This window comes from uncultured Thermanaerothrix sp. (assembly GCF_938028735.1).
Lineage (GTDB): Bacteria > Chloroflexota > Anaerolineae > Anaerolineales > Anaerolineaceae > Thermanaerothrix.
In genome coordinates this window covers 1-15,243 of record NZ_CALIMF010000008.1, presented here as the reverse complement: position 1 = coordinate 15,243, position 15,243 = coordinate 1, and the positions used below count along the sequence as shown (strand labels likewise).

Sequence of the window (15,243 nt, the reverse complement as noted above, 5' to 3'; positions counted from 1 at the left end):
GGTCCTTACTCCGCCTCCTTTGTTTCGGGTGGCAAGAACCCTTTCTCGCGCATCTTCTGGCGCAATTCCTCAAGGCTCTTCTCGCCAAAATTCCGGATGGACATCACCGCGTCGTTGCCCTTCTCTAACAATTCCAGCACGTCTCCAACGGTGGTGATCCCAGTGCGCTTCAAGGAATTAAACACACGCACCGAAAGATCCAAATTTTCAATCGGCGTGTCCGCGGCCTCACTGCTCAGACGAATCCCAGTCGGCTCCTTCTCGGCCGCTAACGCCATCGCCTCCTCACCCACGCCCGCTACTAGGCGGAAATGATCAATGAGGATCCTCGAAGCCTCGACCAGCGCCCTTTCAGGCGACATGGTGCCATCCGTCCAGATCTCCAATGTCAGGCGCTCGTAATTAGTGCTCTGCCCCACCCGTGTAGCTTCCACGTTGTAGTTAACCCGCTTGACCGGGCTAAAAATGGCATCCACGGGCAGCTCACCAATGGGAAGCCGACCACTGCGATCACTGGCTGGGGAATACCCGCGACCACGCTCTACCACCATCTCAATATCCAGACGGGTATTGGGATCATCCACCGTGAACAGATAAAGATCTGGATTGATAATTTCCACCTCGGCAGGGGTCTGAATATCTGCTGCCGTGACCGGTCCCTCACCTCGCACTTCCAACTGCAGGGTAGCGGTATCCACATCGTGCAAAATCAGGCGCAGTTGCTTGATTTGCAACATTACCTGGATTACATCCTCACGGACGCCTGGAATATCGCTGAACTCGTGCAGCACATCGGTGATCCGGATGGAGGTTACAGCGGCACCTTCCAGCGAGGAGAGCAACACACGCCGTAGCGCATTGCCCAAGGTAACTCCATAGCCGCGTTCTAACGGGCTGATCACAAAGCGCCCATAGTTGCGCGCCTGGGCATCTTGCTCTATTCTGGGTTTAACCATGCTACTTACAGCACTCAAGGTCCACCTCTTTCCGCTGAACGAACCTAAATCTGTCATTAGCGCGAGTAGTACTCAACAATCAACTGTTCGTTCAAGGCACCATCAATCTCCGCCCGTTCGGGTAGACGCAACACGCGCCCCGAAAGTTGCTGCAAATCGCGCTCCAGCCACGGGCTGCATGGACGCTTCTCGGCAATTTCAGGCAACTCGCGGAAGAATGTGCGCCGTCGCGAGCCCTCGCGTACAGCCACCACATCGCCAGGCCGCAGCAACATTGAAGGCACATCCGTTTTACGGCCATTCACGGTGAAATGACCGTGGGTAACCAACTGGCGCGCCTGCGCCCGATTAGCGGCAAAGCCCAAGCGATAAATCACGTTATCCAGGCGCATTTCCAGGGTCTGCAACAGGTTAAGACCCGTCAGACCACGCTTGCGCAATGCCACATTGAAATAACGACGGAACTGGCGTTCCAGCACACCATAAATGCGGCGCGCACGCTGCTTGGCACGCAACTGCTTGGCATAGTCAGAGAGGCGCTCCATCCCCCCCCGGGCACTTCCCATACGACCATGCTCACCCGGGGCGTAGCCTCGACGTTCAAAGGCGCATTTGGGGGAGAAACAGCGTTCCCCTTTAAGGAACAACTTCATCCCTTCGCGCCGACACAATTTACAAACCGGTCCGGTATATCTCGCCATATCGTCCCTCACTCCATCCAATTAGACACGGCGCTTTTTGGGCGGCCGACACCCGTTGTGAGGAATCGGCGTTGCATCAGCAATAGAGCGCACGGTGACGCCCATTGCCTGGATCGCTCGAATCGCCGATTCGCGCCCAGGGCCCGGGCCTTTGACAATCAAGTCCACTTCCTGAACGCCCATCGCCTGCGCCGCCTTGATTGCCTGTTCAGCAGCCAGGCGCGCCGCAAACGGGGTGCTCTTGCGCGAACCCTTAAACCCAGCCGACCCCGAACTGGCCCAGCAGACCACATTCCCCTGCTGATCGGTGACCGTCACAATCGTGTTGTTAAACGACGCGTTGATGTACACCTTCGCAGATGATAACGTGCGCTTGACTTTTCGCGTAGCGCCAGACCGGCGCGCAGATCGTACACTTTGAGCCATGTTTCCTCGCTCTCACTCCATAAAATACATTTTCTACATAATAGATCCTAGCCAATCGCCGCTCAGGCAGCCGCGGGGGAGGGAAGGCGCTCCCCAACACTGAGCAGCAATGTCCAGGCCTATTTCTTCGCAGCACCTCGGCGGCGACCCCGCCCGGCCACTGTCTTGCGCGGGCCCTTGCGCGTGCGGGCATTGGTACGCGTGCGTTGACCCCGCACTGGCAGACCGCGGCGATGACGCAAACCACGGTAACAACCAATCTCAATCAGGCGCTTGATATTCATCTGCACCTCACGGCGCAGATCGCCCTCGACCTTGTAGTGCTGGGCAATGTAATCACGCAGGGCATTAACCTCAGCCTCGGTCAGATCCTTAACCCGCGTATCGGGGTTCACTTTTGTTGCCGCGAGGATCTCTTTAGCGCGGCTTGGCCCAATCCCATAGATATAGGTCAGGGCGACTTCAACCCGCTTATTGCGCGGAAGATCAACACCTTCAATTCTCGCCATGCCGTTTTACCCCTGTCGCTGTTTATGCTTTGGATTCTCACAAATCACGTACAAGCGTCCCCTGCGCCGCACGATTTTGCACTTCGCACATCGTTTACGAATAGAAGGTGATACTTTCATGATCGCGTTCTCCTATCACAAGATAACTCCTTCTTAGCAGCCGAATTCAAAATTATACTGGCTTCCGATGATTTCGTCCAGGCGTATCACCGTCTTCCAGAAGGGTCAAGATGAGCGGGCCATGCTCAGTTACAGCAACCGTATGCTCAAAATGAGCCGTAGGAAGGCCGTTTTGCGAGGCCACAGTCCATTGATCTTCAAGTACGCGGGTGTAAGGTGAACCGATTAACACCATCGGTTCCAGTGCGATGGTCATCCCCGGACGCAGTACCATCCCTCGACCCGGCACACCGTAGTTCGGAACCTGTGGACCCTCGTGCATTTGCCGACCAACACCGTGGCCCGTATACTCACGGGTGACAAAAAAGCCGCGACTCTCCACAAATTGCTGAATAGCCGCTGATACATCGCCTACTCGATTACCAGGCAACATTTTAGCGATCCCCGCATAAAGCGCCTGTTCGGTCACTTCCAGCAAACGCTGGATTTCAGGCGCAACCTCACCAATCGCAATGGTCACCGCCGAATCGGCCACAAAGCCTTCATAAACGGTGCCGCAATCAATCGAGACAATATCGCCTTCTCTTAACCTGCGATTTCCCGGAATGCCATGCACCAGTTCATCATTGACACTAACCGTTGTACTGGCAGGATAGGGATAGGGCCCAGGGTAGTTCTTGAACGGTGAGTAAACGCCATACTTCTTTAGCACCTCTTCGGCCGCCGCGTTTAAGTCCGCTGTGGTTACACCCGGACGAGCAATATCACAGGCCGCCTGAAGCGCCTCGGCATTAATGCGCCCGGCAATGCGCATGATTTCAATCTCTTTGGGGCTCTTAATCGTGATATGTCGCTCCCAGCTCATCATGGCTGCGCTTTCCTAGCCTGTTCCACGGCCTCGAGTAGCCTAGCGCTCACGTCTTCAATAGGCTGAGTACCATCAATCTCTACAAGCAATCCTTTTTGACGATAGTAATCCACCAGCGGCGCCGTCTGTTCCAGGTAGACCTGAACGCGTCGGGCCACAGTTGCCGGCAAATCGTCTTCGCGCTGATAGAGTTCCGACCCATCCACATCACATACGCCCGGCACTCGCGGTGGGTTATACTTTTCATGATACACGTGCCCCTGGGCACGACAGGTCCAACGCCCTCCCAGGCGCTCAATTAAGACCTCTGCTGGCACCTGGATCAGAGGCACACAGACGACCCGCCCGTTCAATTCTGCCAGCATATCATCCAAAGCGGCTGCTTGAGCCGGTGTGCGCGGAAAACCATCCAAAATAGCCCCATGAGCGCAGTCCGGGCGACTTACTCGCTCGCGCACCATGGCAATCGTCACATCATCTGGTACCAGTTCACCACGATTCATATAGGATTGGGCCAATTTTCCCAAATCTGTCTGCGCCTTGAGGTGCTCGCGGAACAAATCACCCGATGAAATGTGCGCTATGCCTAAGGTTTGCGCCAGACGTTGGGCTTGCGTGCCTTTGCCAGCACCGGGGGGACCAAGAAGGACAATGAAATCACCCATTTGCGCCATCTACCCCTTGATTAGGCGTTCTTCGTAACCGTGTAGTTTCAACTCGGTTTCAATGATCGTAAAGGTATCCCGTACCACACCGACCACAATCAGCAAGCCCGCTGAAGAAACCAGGAACAACCCAGCCTGACGCGCCGAAGTCGGCAAGAAAACATTTAGGATATAGGGGAGCACGGCCACCAAGCCCAGGAAAAGGGCGCCCGGCAGCGTAATGCGGCGTTGTACCCTGGTCAGGTATTTTTGAGTGGGTTCACCACGCAACACACCGGGAATCTGAGCCCCTTGACGCTTCAAAGCCTCCCCGTAATTCTGTTGCGTGAAGAGCACATCCGTGTAGAAGAAGGTGAACAGCACCACCATCAAGAAATAAAACAGCGCGTACCAGCCCGAGTTACCACTGAAGGTATGATAAATTCCCGTTGCCAAGTTGCGCACCCACTCAGTTTGCACGTTCAGGAACAGCCCCGCTACCAACGCCGGCAAAAGCAGGATGGACTGGGCAAAAATCAACGGGATCATCCCAGCCATGTTGACCATCAGTGGCAGATTGCTGCGCACCGGCATGGACATGCGGTTGCCTACCCGCCGTCCAGGGAAAAGCACCGGCACGTTACGGCGCCCCTGTTGGACAAAGACAATCGCAAAGATCACCAGGACGAGGATGACCAAAATCAGCAAAGTCATCCACCAGGCATTCTGGCGGTCACTCCACAAGGAGATCAAATTGGCTGGGATACGGGAGACGATGCCCGCAAAGATGATCAGCGAAAGCCCTTGGTTGGGTATGCCATATTCTGAGATCAACTGCCCCAACCAAATGCCAAACATGGTGCCCGCCATCATGCTGAAAAGGGTGGTTAAAGTGGGCAGCAGACCGTCCCCCGTGAACCCAAACTGATAGGTCAGAATCGAGGCGCCAATATTACGCGCATACTGGTTAAAGATATTGATTTGGCCGATGGCAGAGAGAAATGCCATAGGCACTGCCAGGATGATCGTCCACTTCTCCATCCAGCGCTGGCCTTCGCGCGGATTTTCTTTCAATTTCCGTTCCAGCGCCGGGATGATCGGCACCAGCAATTGCAATACAATCTGTGCCGTAATGTAGGGGTATACTCCCATCGCCAAGATGGAAAAGTTGGTGATCGTACCGCCGGAAAGCAAATCCAGTAGTCCAAAGAGAGTCCCGGCTGCCCCTGGGGTTTGGACAATATTGCGAATCACCTCGCGATCTACGCCTGGCACCGGCACATGCGCAGCCAAGCGATAGATCGCCAGTATGAGGAAAGTGATCAGCAGTTTGCGGCGAATGTCTTCCGACTTCCAAAGGTAACGCCAGGGTGACCGCTTCATAAGTAGGTCTCCTTAGGATTCCACGCTTTCGGCCGCAATTAACTCCACACGACCACCGGCCGCCTCAATTTTGGCTTTGGCCCCGGCGCTGATACGGTGCACGCGCACTACCAGCGGGAAATCAATCTCACCCTTGCCCAGAATAACCACCGGATTCTTGGGTTTATGGAGAAGATTCTTCTCCGCCAATGCTTCAGGGGTTACCTCGCTGTTAGGGGCAAATTTTTCTACCAACTGGCGAAGATTGACCTCGTTATACTCCACGCGATTGGGCGGGGTAAAGCCCACACCGCGCATGAAGGGCAAACGGCGATAAAAAGGTAGGTTACCACCCTGGCGATAGAGATGTCCCTCTTCACCCGAGCGCGCGCCCTGGCCCTTGGTACCGCGACCAGCCGTTTTGCCCTGGCCTGCCGCAATGCCACGGCCCACGCGTTTACGTTTCTTTTTTGCACCTTCATCCGGTACAAGATCATGCAGCTTCATGGCTCTACCTACTCTTCCTCAACTTTGACCAGATGATTGACTTTGCGTAGCATCCCGCGAATAGCGGGGGTATCTTCATGGATCACCGTTTGGTTCAGGCGCCGCAGTCCCAGCGCGCGAATAGTCGCCTTCTGGCGTTCAGAGTATCCAATGGCGCTCTTGACCCAGGTGATCCGTAAGACCTTGGGTTTCTCAGGATTCGCGGCCATGTTTCCTCCGCTCCCAGAAAGGTAAAACCTCTTGCAATGGTTTGCCGCGCCGCTTCGCCTCTTCCTCGGGAGACTTGAGTTGCTCAAGCGCCTTGAAAGTGGCTTTCACCACATTCAACACGTTGGAACTACCCAGGGATTTGGTCAAAATATCGTGAATGCCAGCAGCTTCCAACACTGCGCGCACCCCACCTGCGGCAATAACACCCGTTCCTGGGGAGGCGGGTTTAAGCAACACTTCCGACCCCCCCACGCGCGCCTTGACCTCATGCGGGATGGTTGTCCCTACCATCACAATCGGTCGCATGTTTTTGTGGGCACGGTCCGAAGCCTTCCGCATTGCATCCGGCACCGCGTTGGCCTTGCCAACTCCCAACCCTACATTGCCGCGGTTATCTCCGGCTACCACGGTAACTCGGAACTGGAAACGCCGACCCCCTTTCACCACTTTAGCGACGCGGCGAATCTCAATTACCCGTTCATCGTATTGCTGTTCAATCGGTTGATAATCCATCATATCCATAGTTCAGGCCCTCACGCTATAATTGGCCTAAAATTCCAGGCCGGCGGCCCGGGCGCCATCGGCTAAGGCTTTAACCCGGCCAATATATTTAAAGCCGCCGCGGTCAAACACGACTTGTCGAATACCCTTCTCAACAGCCCGACGGCCTACCAGTTCACCCACTAGGCGCGCCTTCTCTGTCTTCGAAAGTCCCTGGAGTTTCTCACGTAATTCATGATCAATAGAGGAAGCCGCAGCCAGGGTATGGCCTGCTTCATCATCAATCACCTGGGCGTAGATTTCCTTCAGACTACGAAAGACGCACAGGCGCGGCCGTTCGGGGGTCCCGAAAACCTTTTTTCGTACACGACGATGCCGACGAATTCGGGCTTCTGCTCGCGATAATCTGCTCATATGCGCTCCACCTACTTCTTGCCGCCCTTGCCGGCTTTACCACCTTTGCCGGCTTTGCGGCGGATTTTCTCACCCAGATAGTGAATACCTTTGCCATGATAGGGCTCCGGCGGACGCAGCTCACGGATGTTAGCCGCTACCTGCCCAACCAGCGCCTTATCATACCCCATCACCTTAATTTGCCGGGCGCGGGTATCCACATCGAACGTGATGCCCGCCGGCGGAGTCACTACAATGGGGTGGGAATAGCCCAGGAATAGCTTCAGGTTGTTGCCTTCCATCTCGGCGCGGTAACCCACACCTTCAATTTCCAGCACCTTGGTGAAGCCCTGGCTCACCCCAGTAACCATATTCTGGATCAAAGCACGGGTTGTACCATGCAGGGCCCGCACTTGGGGCTCATCCGAAGAGCGGGTCACCACAATTTGCCCGTTTTCAAATGAGACCACCAACCGCGGCGAAAATTCCCAGGAGAGTTCACCCTTTGGCCCCTTGACCTGCAACCGGGTTCCCTGGATATTCACCTGCACCCCTGCCGGAACAACCACCGGTAAACGACCTATACGCGACACGCTCAACCTCCTTCAACCGATGATTCGCTCACCAGACTTTGCACAAGATCTCACCACCCACGTTGAGTTGGCGAGCGCGCTGTCCGGTCATAATCCCTTTGGGGGTGGAAAGAATGGTAATGCCCATGCCGGAGAGCACCCACGGGATATCCCGCTTACGTGTATAAATGCGGCGTCCCGGCCGGCTGACACGTTCCAACCCGCTGATAACCGGGCGGCGATGGCGGCGCTCTCCCACATACTTTAATTGAATGCGCAAAACGCGCTCATGGGGTTTAGCACCCTCAACCACCTCATAGCCTTCGATATAGCCCTCCTCCTTCAAGATGCGAGCAATCTCCATCTTGATTTTGGAATTGGGCATACTCACACTCGCGTGTCCGGCCATAATGGCATTGCGAATGCGGGTTAACATATCGGCAATCGGATCATTAACACTCATGCTTGACCTCCAACCTGGCCTTACCAGGAGGCTTTCTTAACGCCGGGGATCTTCCCCTCCAGCGCCAATTCGCGGAAGCAAATACGGCACAGTCCAAAGCGACGGATATATCCGCGCGGTCGTCCGCAAATACGGCAGCGATTGCGCACCTGGACCGGGTATTTTCGCCGGAGTTCTCGGTAAACTAGGCACTTTCTAGTCATATCATCCCTTCCTGAAAGGCATTCCTAAAAGTTCCAACAATTTCGCCGCCTTATCATCACTCCCGGCGTCGGTGACGATAGTCACTTCCATCCCTCGCACCTTGTCAATTTTGTCGTACTCGATCTCCGGGAAGATGATCTGCTCACGCAAGCCCAAAGTGTAATTACCACGACCATCAAAAGAATTACGCGAAACACCTCGAAAATCGCGCACGCGAGGTAGCGCAATGTTGATCAAGCGGTCCAGAAACGCCCACATCCGCTCGCCCCGCAAGGTGACCATAACGCCAATCTGGCGGCCTTCGCGCAGTTTGAATGCAGCAATGCTCTTACGAGCCTTGGTGATGACCGGCTTCTGCCCGGTGATTTTACTCAAATCCGATGCAGCTGCCTCCAGCGCCTTGGGGTTATCCAAAGCCTCGCCTAGCCCAATATTGATCACCACTTTGCGAATGCGCGGCACCTGCAAGGGGTTTGTAAAATTGAATTCCTTCATCAAGGCAGGCACCACTTCTTTTTGATAACGTTCTCTCAATACATTCATGCTCACGTTCCTCCGCGGCCTATTCATCAATGAGAGCCTGGCACTTCTTGCACACCCGGCGCGCCTTACCATCTTCGCCGCGCGAGATGCCCACCCGTGTGGCCTTGCCGCACTTCGGGCAAACCAACATCACGTTCGAGATGTGCACCGGGGCCTCAAAGCGCACCCGGCCGGGTGAAATGGTGCGGCCCTGGGCCTGAACCTGCCGCTGATGTTTGGTGCGGATGTTGACACCCTGGACCACCACACGGGCTTCCTTGGGCAGCACGCGGATGACTTCACCGCGCTTCCCTTTATCTTCCCGGCGACCGCTGATAACTTCAACCGTGTCCCCTTTGCGAATCTTGACCTTCATGGCATCACTCCTGCACACCCGATTTAGATGACCTCAGGGGCCAGGGAAACGATCTTCATGAAGCCTTTTTCGCGCAATTCGCGCGCCACTGGCCCAAAGATGCGCGTTCCCTTCGGGTTGTGCCCATCGGTGTCAAGGATCACGGCCGCATTATCGTCAAAACGAATGATCGAACCATCCTCACGGCGCCATTCCTTAGCACAGCGCACAATCACGGCCTTGACGATCTCACTTTTCTTCACTGCCCCTTGTGGACTGGCCGACTTCACCGTTGCCACAACCACATCACCCACATGGCCATACTTGCGGGTTGAGCCACCCATAACATGGATGACAAGCAACTCCTTGGCCCCTGTGTTATCAGCTACTTTTAATCGCGATTCGTGCTGGATCATGGCTTACACTCCTTCACCAGCGGTATCCTGAATCTCGACCACCGGCTTCCCTTCACGCTTAAGGATGGCTTCTACCACCCAGCGCTTCTCACGGGAAAGCGGGCGACTTTCCACAATCACGACTTCGTCGCCTATCTGACACCCCAGCGTATCATGCGCTTTGACGCGCTTAGAAGAATGCACCACTTTTTTATACAAGGGGTGACGATAGGTGCGCGAAATTTCGACCACCACGGTCTTCATCATTTTATTGCTAGTGACCACACCGGTTAAACGTCGTCGCTTGTTCATCGGGCACCCTTCCCTGCACCTTTCTCCTTGGCCTCAGCCAGCTCACGCTCGCGCAGGACGGTCAAGTAGCGCGCAATTAGACGACGGGTTTGCTTAAGCCGACTGGTATCGGTTAATTGCCCCGTTGTCAACTGAAAGCGCAAGTTCATCAACTCCTGCCGCGCATCAGCAAGCCTAGCCTTTATTTCCTCGGTAGTCATCAGTCGAATCTGTTCCGGTTTCATGCCGATTCTCCTGCTACCACTTCTTCGTACGCAACAATCTTGGTCTTAATGGGTAGCTTGTACGCAGCCTGACGTAAGGCCTCTACAGCCACATCGGCTGGCAAACCGCTCACTTCAAACATAATACGTCCTGGGCGTACAACGGCCACCCAATATTCGACATTGCCCTTCCCCTTACCCATGCGGGTCTCAGGGGGTTTACGCGTGTAGGGCTTATCCGGAAAAATACGAATCCACATTTTACCACGGCGACGCATGGCCCGCACAATGGTTCGGCGAGCCGCCTCAATCTGGCGTGCTGTGATCCAGGCTGGCTCTAACGCCTGTAGCCCGAATTCGCCATACACCAGTTCCGCGCCGCGAGTGGCCTTCCCCTTCATACGACCACGTTGCTGTTTGCGCCACTTAACACGTTTTGGCATCAACATAATTCACTACCTCTCTCTCTGCGGATGGTCCCACTCTCAACCCAACCGCGAATGTTATTCGCTGACGTAAACGCCCTCGGTGGCTTCCACCTTCTCTTCCGCACCTGGCAAAACGTCACCCTTGTAGATCCACACTTTGACACCGATCACACCATAAGTGGTCTGAGCAGTAGCCCGCGCAAAATCCACATCGGCGCGAATGGTCTGCAAAGGTACACGACCCTCTCGCAACCAGACACTGCGGGCCATTTCAGCGCCGCTCAAACGCCCGGCCACTTCGATCTTGATTCCTTGCGCTCCTTGGCGCATAGCCTGTTGAATAGCGCGTTTCATAGCGCGGCGATAAGCCACCCGGCGTTCAATCTGGCTGGCAATGTTGGTTGCCACCAGATAAGCATCCAGGTCTGGATTTTTGACCTCTTTGATCTCCAAATCAATCTTCTTACCGGTCAATGCCTCCAAGTCCTGGCGGATCTTTTTGACTGATTCGCCCTTACGTCCGATCAGAATCCCCGGCTTGGCGGTGTGGACAACAACCTTCAATTTGCCTGGGAAGCGTTCCACCTCCACCTTCGCCACACCCGCCTTTTCGGCTTCTGCCATGATGAGGCGGCGAATCTCAAAATCCTGGTGCAATTGCTCAGTGTACTCCTGCCCCTCAGCATACCAACGGGCCTGCCAGGGCTTGATGATACCTAAGCGAAATCCAATCGGATGAACTTTGCGACCCATATACGCTCCTGATTACCAATCTCTCGCCAGAAGGTTGGTTTCAACCACCTGGATGCTCTCCCTATTCGCGTTCCCGCAGGACCACCGTCACATGCGACGAGCGGCGCAGGATCGGTCGAAAACGTCCTCGCGCACCAAAACGGCGCCACTTCCGCGTTGGGGCCTCGTCGGCCGTGATACGGTAGATATATAGATTCTCGCGGCTAATGCCAAAGTTCTCTTCCGCGTTTGCCACTGCCGAAGCCAATAGCTTGCGCACTGGACGCGCTGCGCCTTTCGGGACAAACTTCAGAATATCCAGCGCCTCTACAGCCGGCTTACCACGCACTAAGTCAATCACCAGGCGCACTTTCTGGGCGGAAATCGGACAATATCGTAACTGCGCACGAACATCGGTAGCCATAGTGCTCACCTCTTCTTCGAGGATTTCTCAGCCACGTGGCCGCGGAAGGTGCGTGTTGGCGCGAACTCGCCCAGACGATGCCCCACCATATTCTCGGTAATGTAAATCGGCACGTGGCGGCGGCCATCATGCACAGCAATGGTGTGCCCAACCATCTGCGGGAAGATGACACTCGCGCGGCTCCAAGTTCGTATCACTTTTTTCTCGCCGCGGAGATTCATCTCCTCGATACGTTTGAGCAACTTCGGGTCAACATAAGGTCCTTTTTTCAATGAACGTGACATACGCTCGTCCCTCTTCTTCGTTCAACCATCATGTTCACAGCGATTACTTTCGCCGCTTGACAATGTATTTGTCGGTCTGCTTGTTACGACGGGTCTTGTAGCCCCGCGTGGGTTTACCCCAGGGCGACTTCGGACCGGGCATACCAATTGGTTGACGCCCTTCTCCACCTCCATGCGGGTGGTCGCGCGGCGACATTGCTGTGCCACGCACGGTTGGGCGAATCCCCAGATAGCGCTTGCGTCCGGCCTTCCCAAGCTTGATGTTGCTATGCTCCAGGTTGCCCACCTGGCCAATGGTAGCATAGCAGGTCTGCCGCACCAGACGCACCTCACCCGAGGGGAGACGGATTTGGGCATAATCGCCTTCCTTAGCCAGCAACTGCGCCGCTGCACCCGCCGAGCGCACCAATTGCCCACCCCGACCCTCGTAAAGTTCAATATTGTGAATCATGGTGCCTACCGGGATGTTAGCAATTGGCAGGGCATTCCCAGGACGAATGTCCACGTTCGGGCCTGCCATCACCGTATCCCCAACCTTGAGCCCCAGTGGAGCAACGATGTAGCGCTTCTCGCCATCAGCATAGTGCAATAGCGCCAGGCGCGCAGTGCGATTGGGGTCATATTCAATTGCCGCCACTTTGGCCGGAATGCCGCGCTTATCGCGTTTGAAATCCACCAAGCGAATATAGCGACGCACTCCACCCCCCCGATGGCGGACCGTGACACGCCCATACATGTTGCGGCCCGCATGCACCTTGCGCACAACGATGAGCGAGCGCTCTGGCTCAGTCTTAGTGATTTCCTCAAAGGTATATCCGGTCATGCCGCGCAGACCGGGAGTTACCGGTTTGTAAACCTTGATGCCCATCACTCAACCCCTTCTAACAGTGGTATGCGATCCTCGGGCGCCAGCGTGACAATTGCCTTCTTGTAGCCCGGATTGCGAACCACCCACCGGCGGCTACGCGCCCGACGCGTTCGCTTGGCTGGCACGTTGACAATGTTCACCCGCAACACGCGGACATTGAACAGTTCCTCAACGGCCTTTTTCACCATGTCTTTATTGGCCTCTTCAGCCACCTCAAAGACGTACTGGTGCAGTTTTGCCATCTGAAAGTGCGACTTTTCAGTGATAATGGGGCGGCGGAGAATATCATAAATCGTCAACATTCTCGTCCTCCTACCTTCCCAGGTAACTGGTAATGACATCCAGCGCCGCCACCGGCATGATCACTTTATCAAAGGTGAGCAAGTCGCGGATGTTGAGATAACTTGCCAACAGCGTTTTGGTATCTGGCAAATTGCGCGTCGAGAGAATAACATTCTCGTAGGAGGCCTTCTGCGGCAAAAGGATCAGAGTACTGGCCTCACCCACCAAGGTATTCAGGGCTTGCGCCATCAGCCGTGTACGCGGCTCGGGCAGAGCCAGTTCATCCACCAGCACAATCGCCTGCTCCGCCGCCTTCACCGAAAGGGCTGATCGCAATGCAGCCCGACGCATTTTGCGCGGCATAGCCTGGGTATATTTATGCGGATGCGGCGTATGCACTCGACCGCCACCCTTCCACTGGGCAGCGCGAATGGAACCCTGACGCGCTCGCCCCGTGCCTTTTTGCCGCCAGGGCTTGCGTCCACCGCCAGAGACCTCATGGCGGGTTTTAGTGTCGTGGGTGCCCAGGCGCGCATTGGCCATCTGGCGCACATACGCCTGATGCATCAAACTCGTATTAATGGGGGCATTGAAGATAGAATCAGGCAGATCCACCTGTCCTACCTTCTGGCCCAAGAGGTTGTAAACATCGGCTAACATAATTTCACCACTCCCTCAGTCCCGGTTTTCTTACCGCTTTTGTTTCCGCGCTTCGCGGATCATCACCAGGCCACCACGCGGACCCGGAACCGAACCACAAACACCGATCAGGTTGCGCTCGGCATCCACCAACACAACTTTGAGATTCTGAGCCGTAACACGCTGGTTACCCATATGTCCTGGCCCCCGCGAGCCTTTATAGACGCGCCCCGGCGTAGTACCAGAACTGCGCGCACCCGGCGCACGATGCCGATCCGATTGACCATGCGTCTTAGGACCACCTCGAAAGTGATAACGCTTGACACCACCTTGGAAGCCACGCCCTTTACTGGTGCCAATCACATCCACTCGCTCGCCAACCGAGAAGACTTCAACAGTAACTTTATCGCCCTCATTAACCTCTGGCGTCTTCACCCGGAACTCACGCAAAAAGCGCAATGGAGGAAGATTTAGACCATTGCGTTTCAGGTGCCCGAGTTCACCCGCCGTCAGGCGCTTGGGCTTGACTTCCTGGTAGCCCAGTTGCACCGCTGAGTAACCCTCTCGATCCGGCAAACGCACCTGGGTAACATAGCATGGCCCAGCCTCGATGACAGTAACCGGGATGGCCGCACCCTGCTCATCGAAAATCTGGGTCATGCCGATTTTCTTGCCAATCAGCCCTTTGAACATCTCTGTTGTTCTCCTTACTGTTCTAGTTTTTCCGAGACTGTCAGCCTGGGCTAGGCTGCATCATCTCTGACCGCGGTGCAGTCAGTAACGGGCTGCGTCACCTCATCTCATTTGTGCGGGCGCCCACCCAGTTACTCTTGCATCGCCTTCTCGGGTTTTTCCCGAAAACCGCTCTATTTTACCGCAACTTCGCGCTTTTGAACAGACCCTAAATCTTGATCTCGATATCTACGCCCGCGGGCAAATTGAGACGCATGAGCATATCAATCGTTTTTGAGTCTGGGTCCAAAATATCAATCAAGCGCTTGTGCGTCCGAATTTCAAAGTGCTCGTGCGAATCCTTATCAATGAAAGTCGAACGACGAACCGTGAAGCGTTCGATGCGGGTGGGTAGGGGCACAGGCCCTACCACCCGCGCACCGCTCCGCTCTGCAGTCTCAACAATGCGACGCGCCGACTGATCCAACACACGATGATCATACGCTTTAAGACGAATACGAATGCGTTGTTTCGCCACCATAATCAGCCACCTAGTCCAAAATCTTGGTGATGACGCCGGCGCCCACGGTCAAGCCACCTTCGCGGATCGCAAACTTCGACCCCTGCTCCAGCGCCACCGGCACGATCAACTCCACTTCCATGTTCACGTTGTCGCCCGGCATCACCATCT

At 55.3% G+C, this 15,243-nt stretch carries 29 protein-coding genes and 1 pseudogene; all 30 read right to left on the bottom strand.

Annotation, left to right across the window (positions count from 1 at the left end; all coding sequences use genetic code 11):
- Window positions 1-5: 5 nt before the first annotated feature.
- Complete coding sequence (locus Q0721_RS05560; protein WP_366519182.1) at window positions 6-974, bottom strand: DNA-directed RNA polymerase subunit alpha; 969 nt, start codon at window positions 972-974, stop codon at window positions 6-8.
- Between the two features lie 38 nt (window positions 975-1,012).
- Window positions 1,013-1,657: a 30S ribosomal protein S4 gene (gene rpsD / locus Q0721_RS05555; RefSeq protein ID WP_299026598.1), complete on the bottom strand. Its 645-nt coding sequence runs from the start codon at window positions 1,655-1,657 to the stop codon at window positions 1,013-1,015.
- Between the two features lie 21 nt (window positions 1,658-1,678).
- Window positions 1,679-2,083, bottom strand: a complete 405-nt coding sequence (rpsK, locus tag Q0721_RS05550; RefSeq protein WP_054520543.1) for a 30S ribosomal protein S11 — start codon at window positions 2,081-2,083, stop codon at window positions 1,679-1,681.
- A gap of 119 nt (window positions 2,084-2,202) precedes the next feature.
- On the bottom strand, window positions 2,203-2,592 hold the full coding sequence (gene rpsM / locus Q0721_RS05545; RefSeq protein WP_054520542.1) for a 30S ribosomal protein S13: 390 nt from the start codon (window positions 2,590-2,592) through the stop codon (window positions 2,203-2,205).
- A gap of 6 nt (window positions 2,593-2,598) precedes the next feature.
- Complete coding sequence (rpmJ, locus tag Q0721_RS05540) at window positions 2,599-2,712, bottom strand: 50S ribosomal protein L36 (protein ID WP_083461648.1); 114 nt, start codon at window positions 2,710-2,712, stop codon at window positions 2,599-2,601.
- 52 nt (window positions 2,713-2,764) lie between these two features.
- A complete protein-coding gene (gene map, locus Q0721_RS05535; protein WP_366519184.1) occupies window positions 2,765-3,577 on the bottom strand; it encodes a type I methionyl aminopeptidase in 813 nt (270 codons plus the stop codon).
- Window positions 3,577-4,245: an adenylate kinase gene (locus Q0721_RS05530; RefSeq protein ID WP_299026587.1), complete on the bottom strand. Its 669-nt coding sequence runs from the start codon at window positions 4,243-4,245 to the stop codon at window positions 3,577-3,579. The genes map and Q0721_RS05530 overlap by 1 nt, the downstream gene beginning before the upstream one ends.
- 9 nt (window positions 4,246-4,254) lie before the next feature.
- On the bottom strand, window positions 4,255-5,607 hold the full coding sequence (gene secY, locus Q0721_RS05525) for a preprotein translocase subunit SecY (protein WP_299026584.1): 1,353 nt from the start codon (window positions 5,605-5,607) through the stop codon (window positions 4,255-4,257).
- A 12-nt stretch (window positions 5,608-5,619) separates the two neighbouring features.
- Window positions 5,620-6,093 carry a 50S ribosomal protein L15 gene (gene rplO / locus Q0721_RS05520; RefSeq protein WP_299026582.1) on the bottom strand — a complete coding sequence of 158 codons (474 nt, stop codon included), beginning with the start codon at window positions 6,091-6,093 and terminating at the stop codon, window positions 5,620-5,622.
- 8 nt (window positions 6,094-6,101) lie between these two features.
- Window positions 6,102-6,302: a 50S ribosomal protein L30 gene (gene rpmD / locus Q0721_RS05515; RefSeq protein ID WP_299026579.1), complete on the bottom strand. Its 201-nt coding sequence runs from the start codon at window positions 6,300-6,302 to the stop codon at window positions 6,102-6,104.
- On the bottom strand, window positions 6,286-6,816 hold the full coding sequence (gene rpsE / locus Q0721_RS05510) for a 30S ribosomal protein S5 (RefSeq protein WP_152965560.1): 531 nt from the start codon (window positions 6,814-6,816) through the stop codon (window positions 6,286-6,288). The genes rpmD and rpsE overlap by 17 nt, the downstream gene beginning before the upstream one ends.
- A 36-nt stretch (window positions 6,817-6,852) precedes the next feature.
- On the bottom strand, window positions 6,853-7,218 hold the full coding sequence (rplR, locus tag Q0721_RS05505; protein WP_054520537.1) for a 50S ribosomal protein L18: 366 nt from the start codon (window positions 7,216-7,218) through the stop codon (window positions 6,853-6,855).
- An 11-nt stretch (window positions 7,219-7,229) separates the two neighbouring features.
- Window positions 7,230-7,790: a 50S ribosomal protein L6 gene (gene rplF / locus Q0721_RS05500; protein WP_299026575.1), complete on the bottom strand. Its 561-nt coding sequence runs from the start codon at window positions 7,788-7,790 to the stop codon at window positions 7,230-7,232.
- A 28-nt stretch (window positions 7,791-7,818) separates the two neighbouring features.
- On the bottom strand, window positions 7,819-8,232 hold the full coding sequence (gene rpsH, locus Q0721_RS05495) for a 30S ribosomal protein S8 (protein WP_299026572.1): 414 nt from the start codon (window positions 8,230-8,232) through the stop codon (window positions 7,819-7,821).
- Between the two features lie 20 nt (window positions 8,233-8,252).
- Window positions 8,253-8,435: a type Z 30S ribosomal protein S14 gene (locus Q0721_RS05490; RefSeq protein ID WP_083461647.1), complete on the bottom strand. Its 183-nt coding sequence runs from the start codon at window positions 8,433-8,435 to the stop codon at window positions 8,253-8,255.
- Between the two features lies 1 nt (window position 8,436).
- Window positions 8,437-8,979, bottom strand: coding sequence for a 50S ribosomal protein L5 (gene rplE / locus Q0721_RS05485; protein ID WP_299026560.1), 543 nt, complete (start codon window positions 8,977-8,979; stop codon window positions 8,437-8,439).
- Between the two features lie 19 nt (window positions 8,980-8,998).
- Complete coding sequence (gene rplX / locus Q0721_RS05480; protein WP_054520533.1) at window positions 8,999-9,334, bottom strand: 50S ribosomal protein L24; 336 nt, start codon at window positions 9,332-9,334, stop codon at window positions 8,999-9,001.
- Between the two features lie 23 nt (window positions 9,335-9,357).
- Window positions 9,358-9,729 (bottom strand): 50S ribosomal protein L14, encoded by a 372-nt coding sequence (gene rplN, locus Q0721_RS05475; RefSeq protein ID WP_299026554.1) that lies wholly within the window; start codon window positions 9,727-9,729, stop codon window positions 9,358-9,360.
- A gap of 3 nt (window positions 9,730-9,732) precedes the next feature.
- A complete protein-coding gene (rpsQ, locus tag Q0721_RS05470; protein WP_299026551.1) occupies window positions 9,733-10,020 on the bottom strand; it encodes a 30S ribosomal protein S17 in 288 nt (95 codons plus the stop codon).
- The gene (rpmC, locus tag Q0721_RS05465) at window positions 10,017-10,244 is read right to left on the bottom strand and encodes a 50S ribosomal protein L29 (RefSeq protein ID WP_299026548.1); all 228 of its coding nucleotides are present in this window, start codon (window positions 10,242-10,244) and stop codon (window positions 10,017-10,019) included. Before rpmC ends, rpsQ begins: the two co-directional genes overlap by 4 nt.
- The gene (gene rplP / locus Q0721_RS05460) at window positions 10,241-10,672 is read right to left on the bottom strand and encodes a 50S ribosomal protein L16 (protein ID WP_054520529.1); all 432 of its coding nucleotides are present in this window, start codon (window positions 10,670-10,672) and stop codon (window positions 10,241-10,243) included. Before rplP ends, rpmC begins: the two co-directional genes overlap by 4 nt.
- A 54-nt stretch (window positions 10,673-10,726) precedes the next feature.
- Window positions 10,727-11,404 carry a 30S ribosomal protein S3 gene (rpsC, locus tag Q0721_RS05455; protein WP_299026543.1) on the bottom strand — a complete coding sequence of 226 codons (678 nt, stop codon included), beginning with the start codon at window positions 11,402-11,404 and terminating at the stop codon, window positions 10,727-10,729.
- Between the two features lie 61 nt (window positions 11,405-11,465).
- Window positions 11,466-11,807 (bottom strand): 50S ribosomal protein L22, encoded by a 342-nt coding sequence (rplV, locus tag Q0721_RS05450; RefSeq protein ID WP_054520527.1) that lies wholly within the window; start codon window positions 11,805-11,807, stop codon window positions 11,466-11,468.
- 5 nt (window positions 11,808-11,812) lie between these two features.
- Window positions 11,813-12,091 carry a 30S ribosomal protein S19 gene (rpsS, locus tag Q0721_RS05445; protein ID WP_054520526.1) on the bottom strand — a complete coding sequence of 93 codons (279 nt, stop codon included), beginning with the start codon at window positions 12,089-12,091 and terminating at the stop codon, window positions 11,813-11,815.
- Between the two features lie 43 nt (window positions 12,092-12,134).
- The gene (gene rplB, locus Q0721_RS05440; protein WP_299026533.1) at window positions 12,135-12,959 is read right to left on the bottom strand and encodes a 50S ribosomal protein L2; all 825 of its coding nucleotides are present in this window, start codon (window positions 12,957-12,959) and stop codon (window positions 12,135-12,137) included.
- The gene (rplW, locus tag Q0721_RS05435) at window positions 12,959-13,261 is read right to left on the bottom strand and encodes a 50S ribosomal protein L23 (protein WP_054520524.1); all 303 of its coding nucleotides are present in this window, start codon (window positions 13,259-13,261) and stop codon (window positions 12,959-12,961) included. The genes rplB and rplW overlap by 1 nt, the downstream gene beginning before the upstream one ends.
- Before the next feature lie 10 nt (window positions 13,262-13,271).
- On the bottom strand, window positions 13,272-13,901 hold the full coding sequence (gene rplD, locus Q0721_RS05430; RefSeq protein WP_299026521.1) for a 50S ribosomal protein L4: 630 nt from the start codon (window positions 13,899-13,901) through the stop codon (window positions 13,272-13,274).
- 30 nt (window positions 13,902-13,931) lie between these two features.
- Window positions 13,932-14,573, bottom strand: coding sequence for a 50S ribosomal protein L3 (rplC, locus tag Q0721_RS05425; protein WP_299026520.1), 642 nt, complete (start codon window positions 14,571-14,573; stop codon window positions 13,932-13,934).
- Window positions 14,574-14,781: 208 nt separating this feature from the next.
- Complete coding sequence (rpsJ, locus tag Q0721_RS05420) at window positions 14,782-15,090, bottom strand: 30S ribosomal protein S10 (protein WP_054521310.1); 309 nt, start codon at window positions 15,088-15,090, stop codon at window positions 14,782-14,784.
- A 13-nt stretch (window positions 15,091-15,103) separates the two neighbouring features.
- Window positions 15,104-15,243: pseudogene (gene tuf, locus Q0721_RS05415) on the bottom strand (elongation factor Tu); the annotation flags it as partial.

Bases quoted from the DNA above. Each gene is read 5' to 3' on its own strand.
- rpsD (WP_299026598.1), bottom strand. From the start codon at position 1,657: ATGGCGAGATATACCGGACCGGTTTGTAAATTGTGTCGGCGCGAAGGG.
- rpsK (WP_054520543.1), bottom strand. From the start codon at position 2,083: ATGGCTCAAAGTGTACGATCTGCGCGCCGGTCTGGCGCTACGCGAAAA.
- rpsM (WP_054520542.1), bottom strand. From the start codon at position 2,592: ATGGCGAGAATTGAAGGTGTTGATCTTCCGCGCAATAAGCGGGTTGAA.
- rpmJ (WP_083461648.1), bottom strand. From the start codon at position 2,712: ATGAAAGTATCACCTTCTATTCGTAAACGATGTGCGAAGTGCAAAATC.
- map (WP_366519184.1), bottom strand. From the start codon at position 3,577: ATGAGCTGGGAGCGACATATCACGATTAAGAGCCCCAAAGAGATTGAA.
- Q0721_RS05530 (WP_299026587.1), bottom strand. From the start codon at position 4,245: ATGGGTGATTTCATTGTCCTTCTTGGTCCCCCCGGTGCTGGCAAAGGC.
- secY (WP_299026584.1), bottom strand. From the start codon at position 5,607: ATGAAGCGGTCACCCTGGCGTTACCTTTGGAAGTCGGAAGACATTCGC.
- rplO (WP_299026582.1), bottom strand. From the start codon at position 6,093: ATGAAGCTGCATGATCTTGTACCGGATGAAGGTGCAAAAAAGAAACGT.
- rpmD (WP_299026579.1), bottom strand. From the start codon at position 6,302: ATGGCCGCGAATCCTGAGAAACCCAAGGTCTTACGGATCACCTGGGTC.
- rpsE (WP_152965560.1), bottom strand. From the start codon at position 6,816: ATGGATTATCAACCGATTGAACAGCAATACGATGAACGGGTAATTGAG.
- rplR (WP_054520537.1), bottom strand. From the start codon at position 7,218: ATGAGCAGATTATCGCGAGCAGAAGCCCGAATTCGTCGGCATCGTCGT.
- rpsH (WP_299026572.1), bottom strand. From the start codon at position 8,232: ATGAGTGTTAATGATCCGATTGCCGATATGTTAACCCGCATTCGCAAT.
- Q0721_RS05490 (WP_083461647.1), bottom strand. From the start codon at position 8,435: ATGACTAGAAAGTGCCTAGTTTACCGAGAACTCCGGCGAAAATACCCG.
- rplE (WP_299026560.1), bottom strand. From the start codon at position 8,979: ATGAATGTATTGAGAGAACGTTATCAAAAAGAAGTGGTGCCTGCCTTG.
- rplX (WP_054520533.1), bottom strand. From the start codon at position 9,334: ATGAAGGTCAAGATTCGCAAAGGGGACACGGTTGAAGTTATCAGCGGT.
- rplN (WP_299026554.1), bottom strand. From the start codon at position 9,729: ATGATCCAGCACGAATCGCGATTAAAAGTAGCTGATAACACAGGGGCC.
- rpsQ (WP_299026551.1), bottom strand. From the start codon at position 10,020: ATGAACAAGCGACGACGTTTAACCGGTGTGGTCACTAGCAATAAAATG.
- rpmC (WP_299026548.1), bottom strand. From the start codon at position 10,244: ATGAAACCGGAACAGATTCGACTGATGACTACCGAGGAAATAAAGGCT.
- rplP (WP_054520529.1), bottom strand. From the start codon at position 10,672: ATGTTGATGCCAAAACGTGTTAAGTGGCGCAAACAGCAACGTGGTCGT.
- rpsC (WP_299026543.1), bottom strand. From the start codon at position 11,404: ATGGGTCGCAAAGTTCATCCGATTGGATTTCGCTTAGGTATCATCAAG.
- rplV (WP_054520527.1), bottom strand. From the start codon at position 11,807: ATGGCTACCGATGTTCGTGCGCAGTTACGATATTGTCCGATTTCCGCC.
- rpsS (WP_054520526.1), bottom strand. From the start codon at position 12,091: ATGTCACGTTCATTGAAAAAAGGACCTTATGTTGACCCGAAGTTGCTC.
- rplB (WP_299026533.1), bottom strand. From the start codon at position 12,959: ATGGGCATCAAGGTTTACAAACCGGTAACTCCCGGTCTGCGCGGCATG.
- rplW (WP_054520524.1), bottom strand. From the start codon at position 13,261: ATGTTGACGATTTATGATATTCTCCGCCGCCCCATTATCACTGAAAAG.
- rplD (WP_299026521.1), bottom strand. From the start codon at position 13,901: ATGTTAGCCGATGTTTACAACCTCTTGGGCCAGAAGGTAGGACAGGTG.
- rplC (WP_299026520.1), bottom strand. From the start codon at position 14,573: ATGTTCAAAGGGCTGATTGGCAAGAAAATCGGCATGACCCAGATTTTC.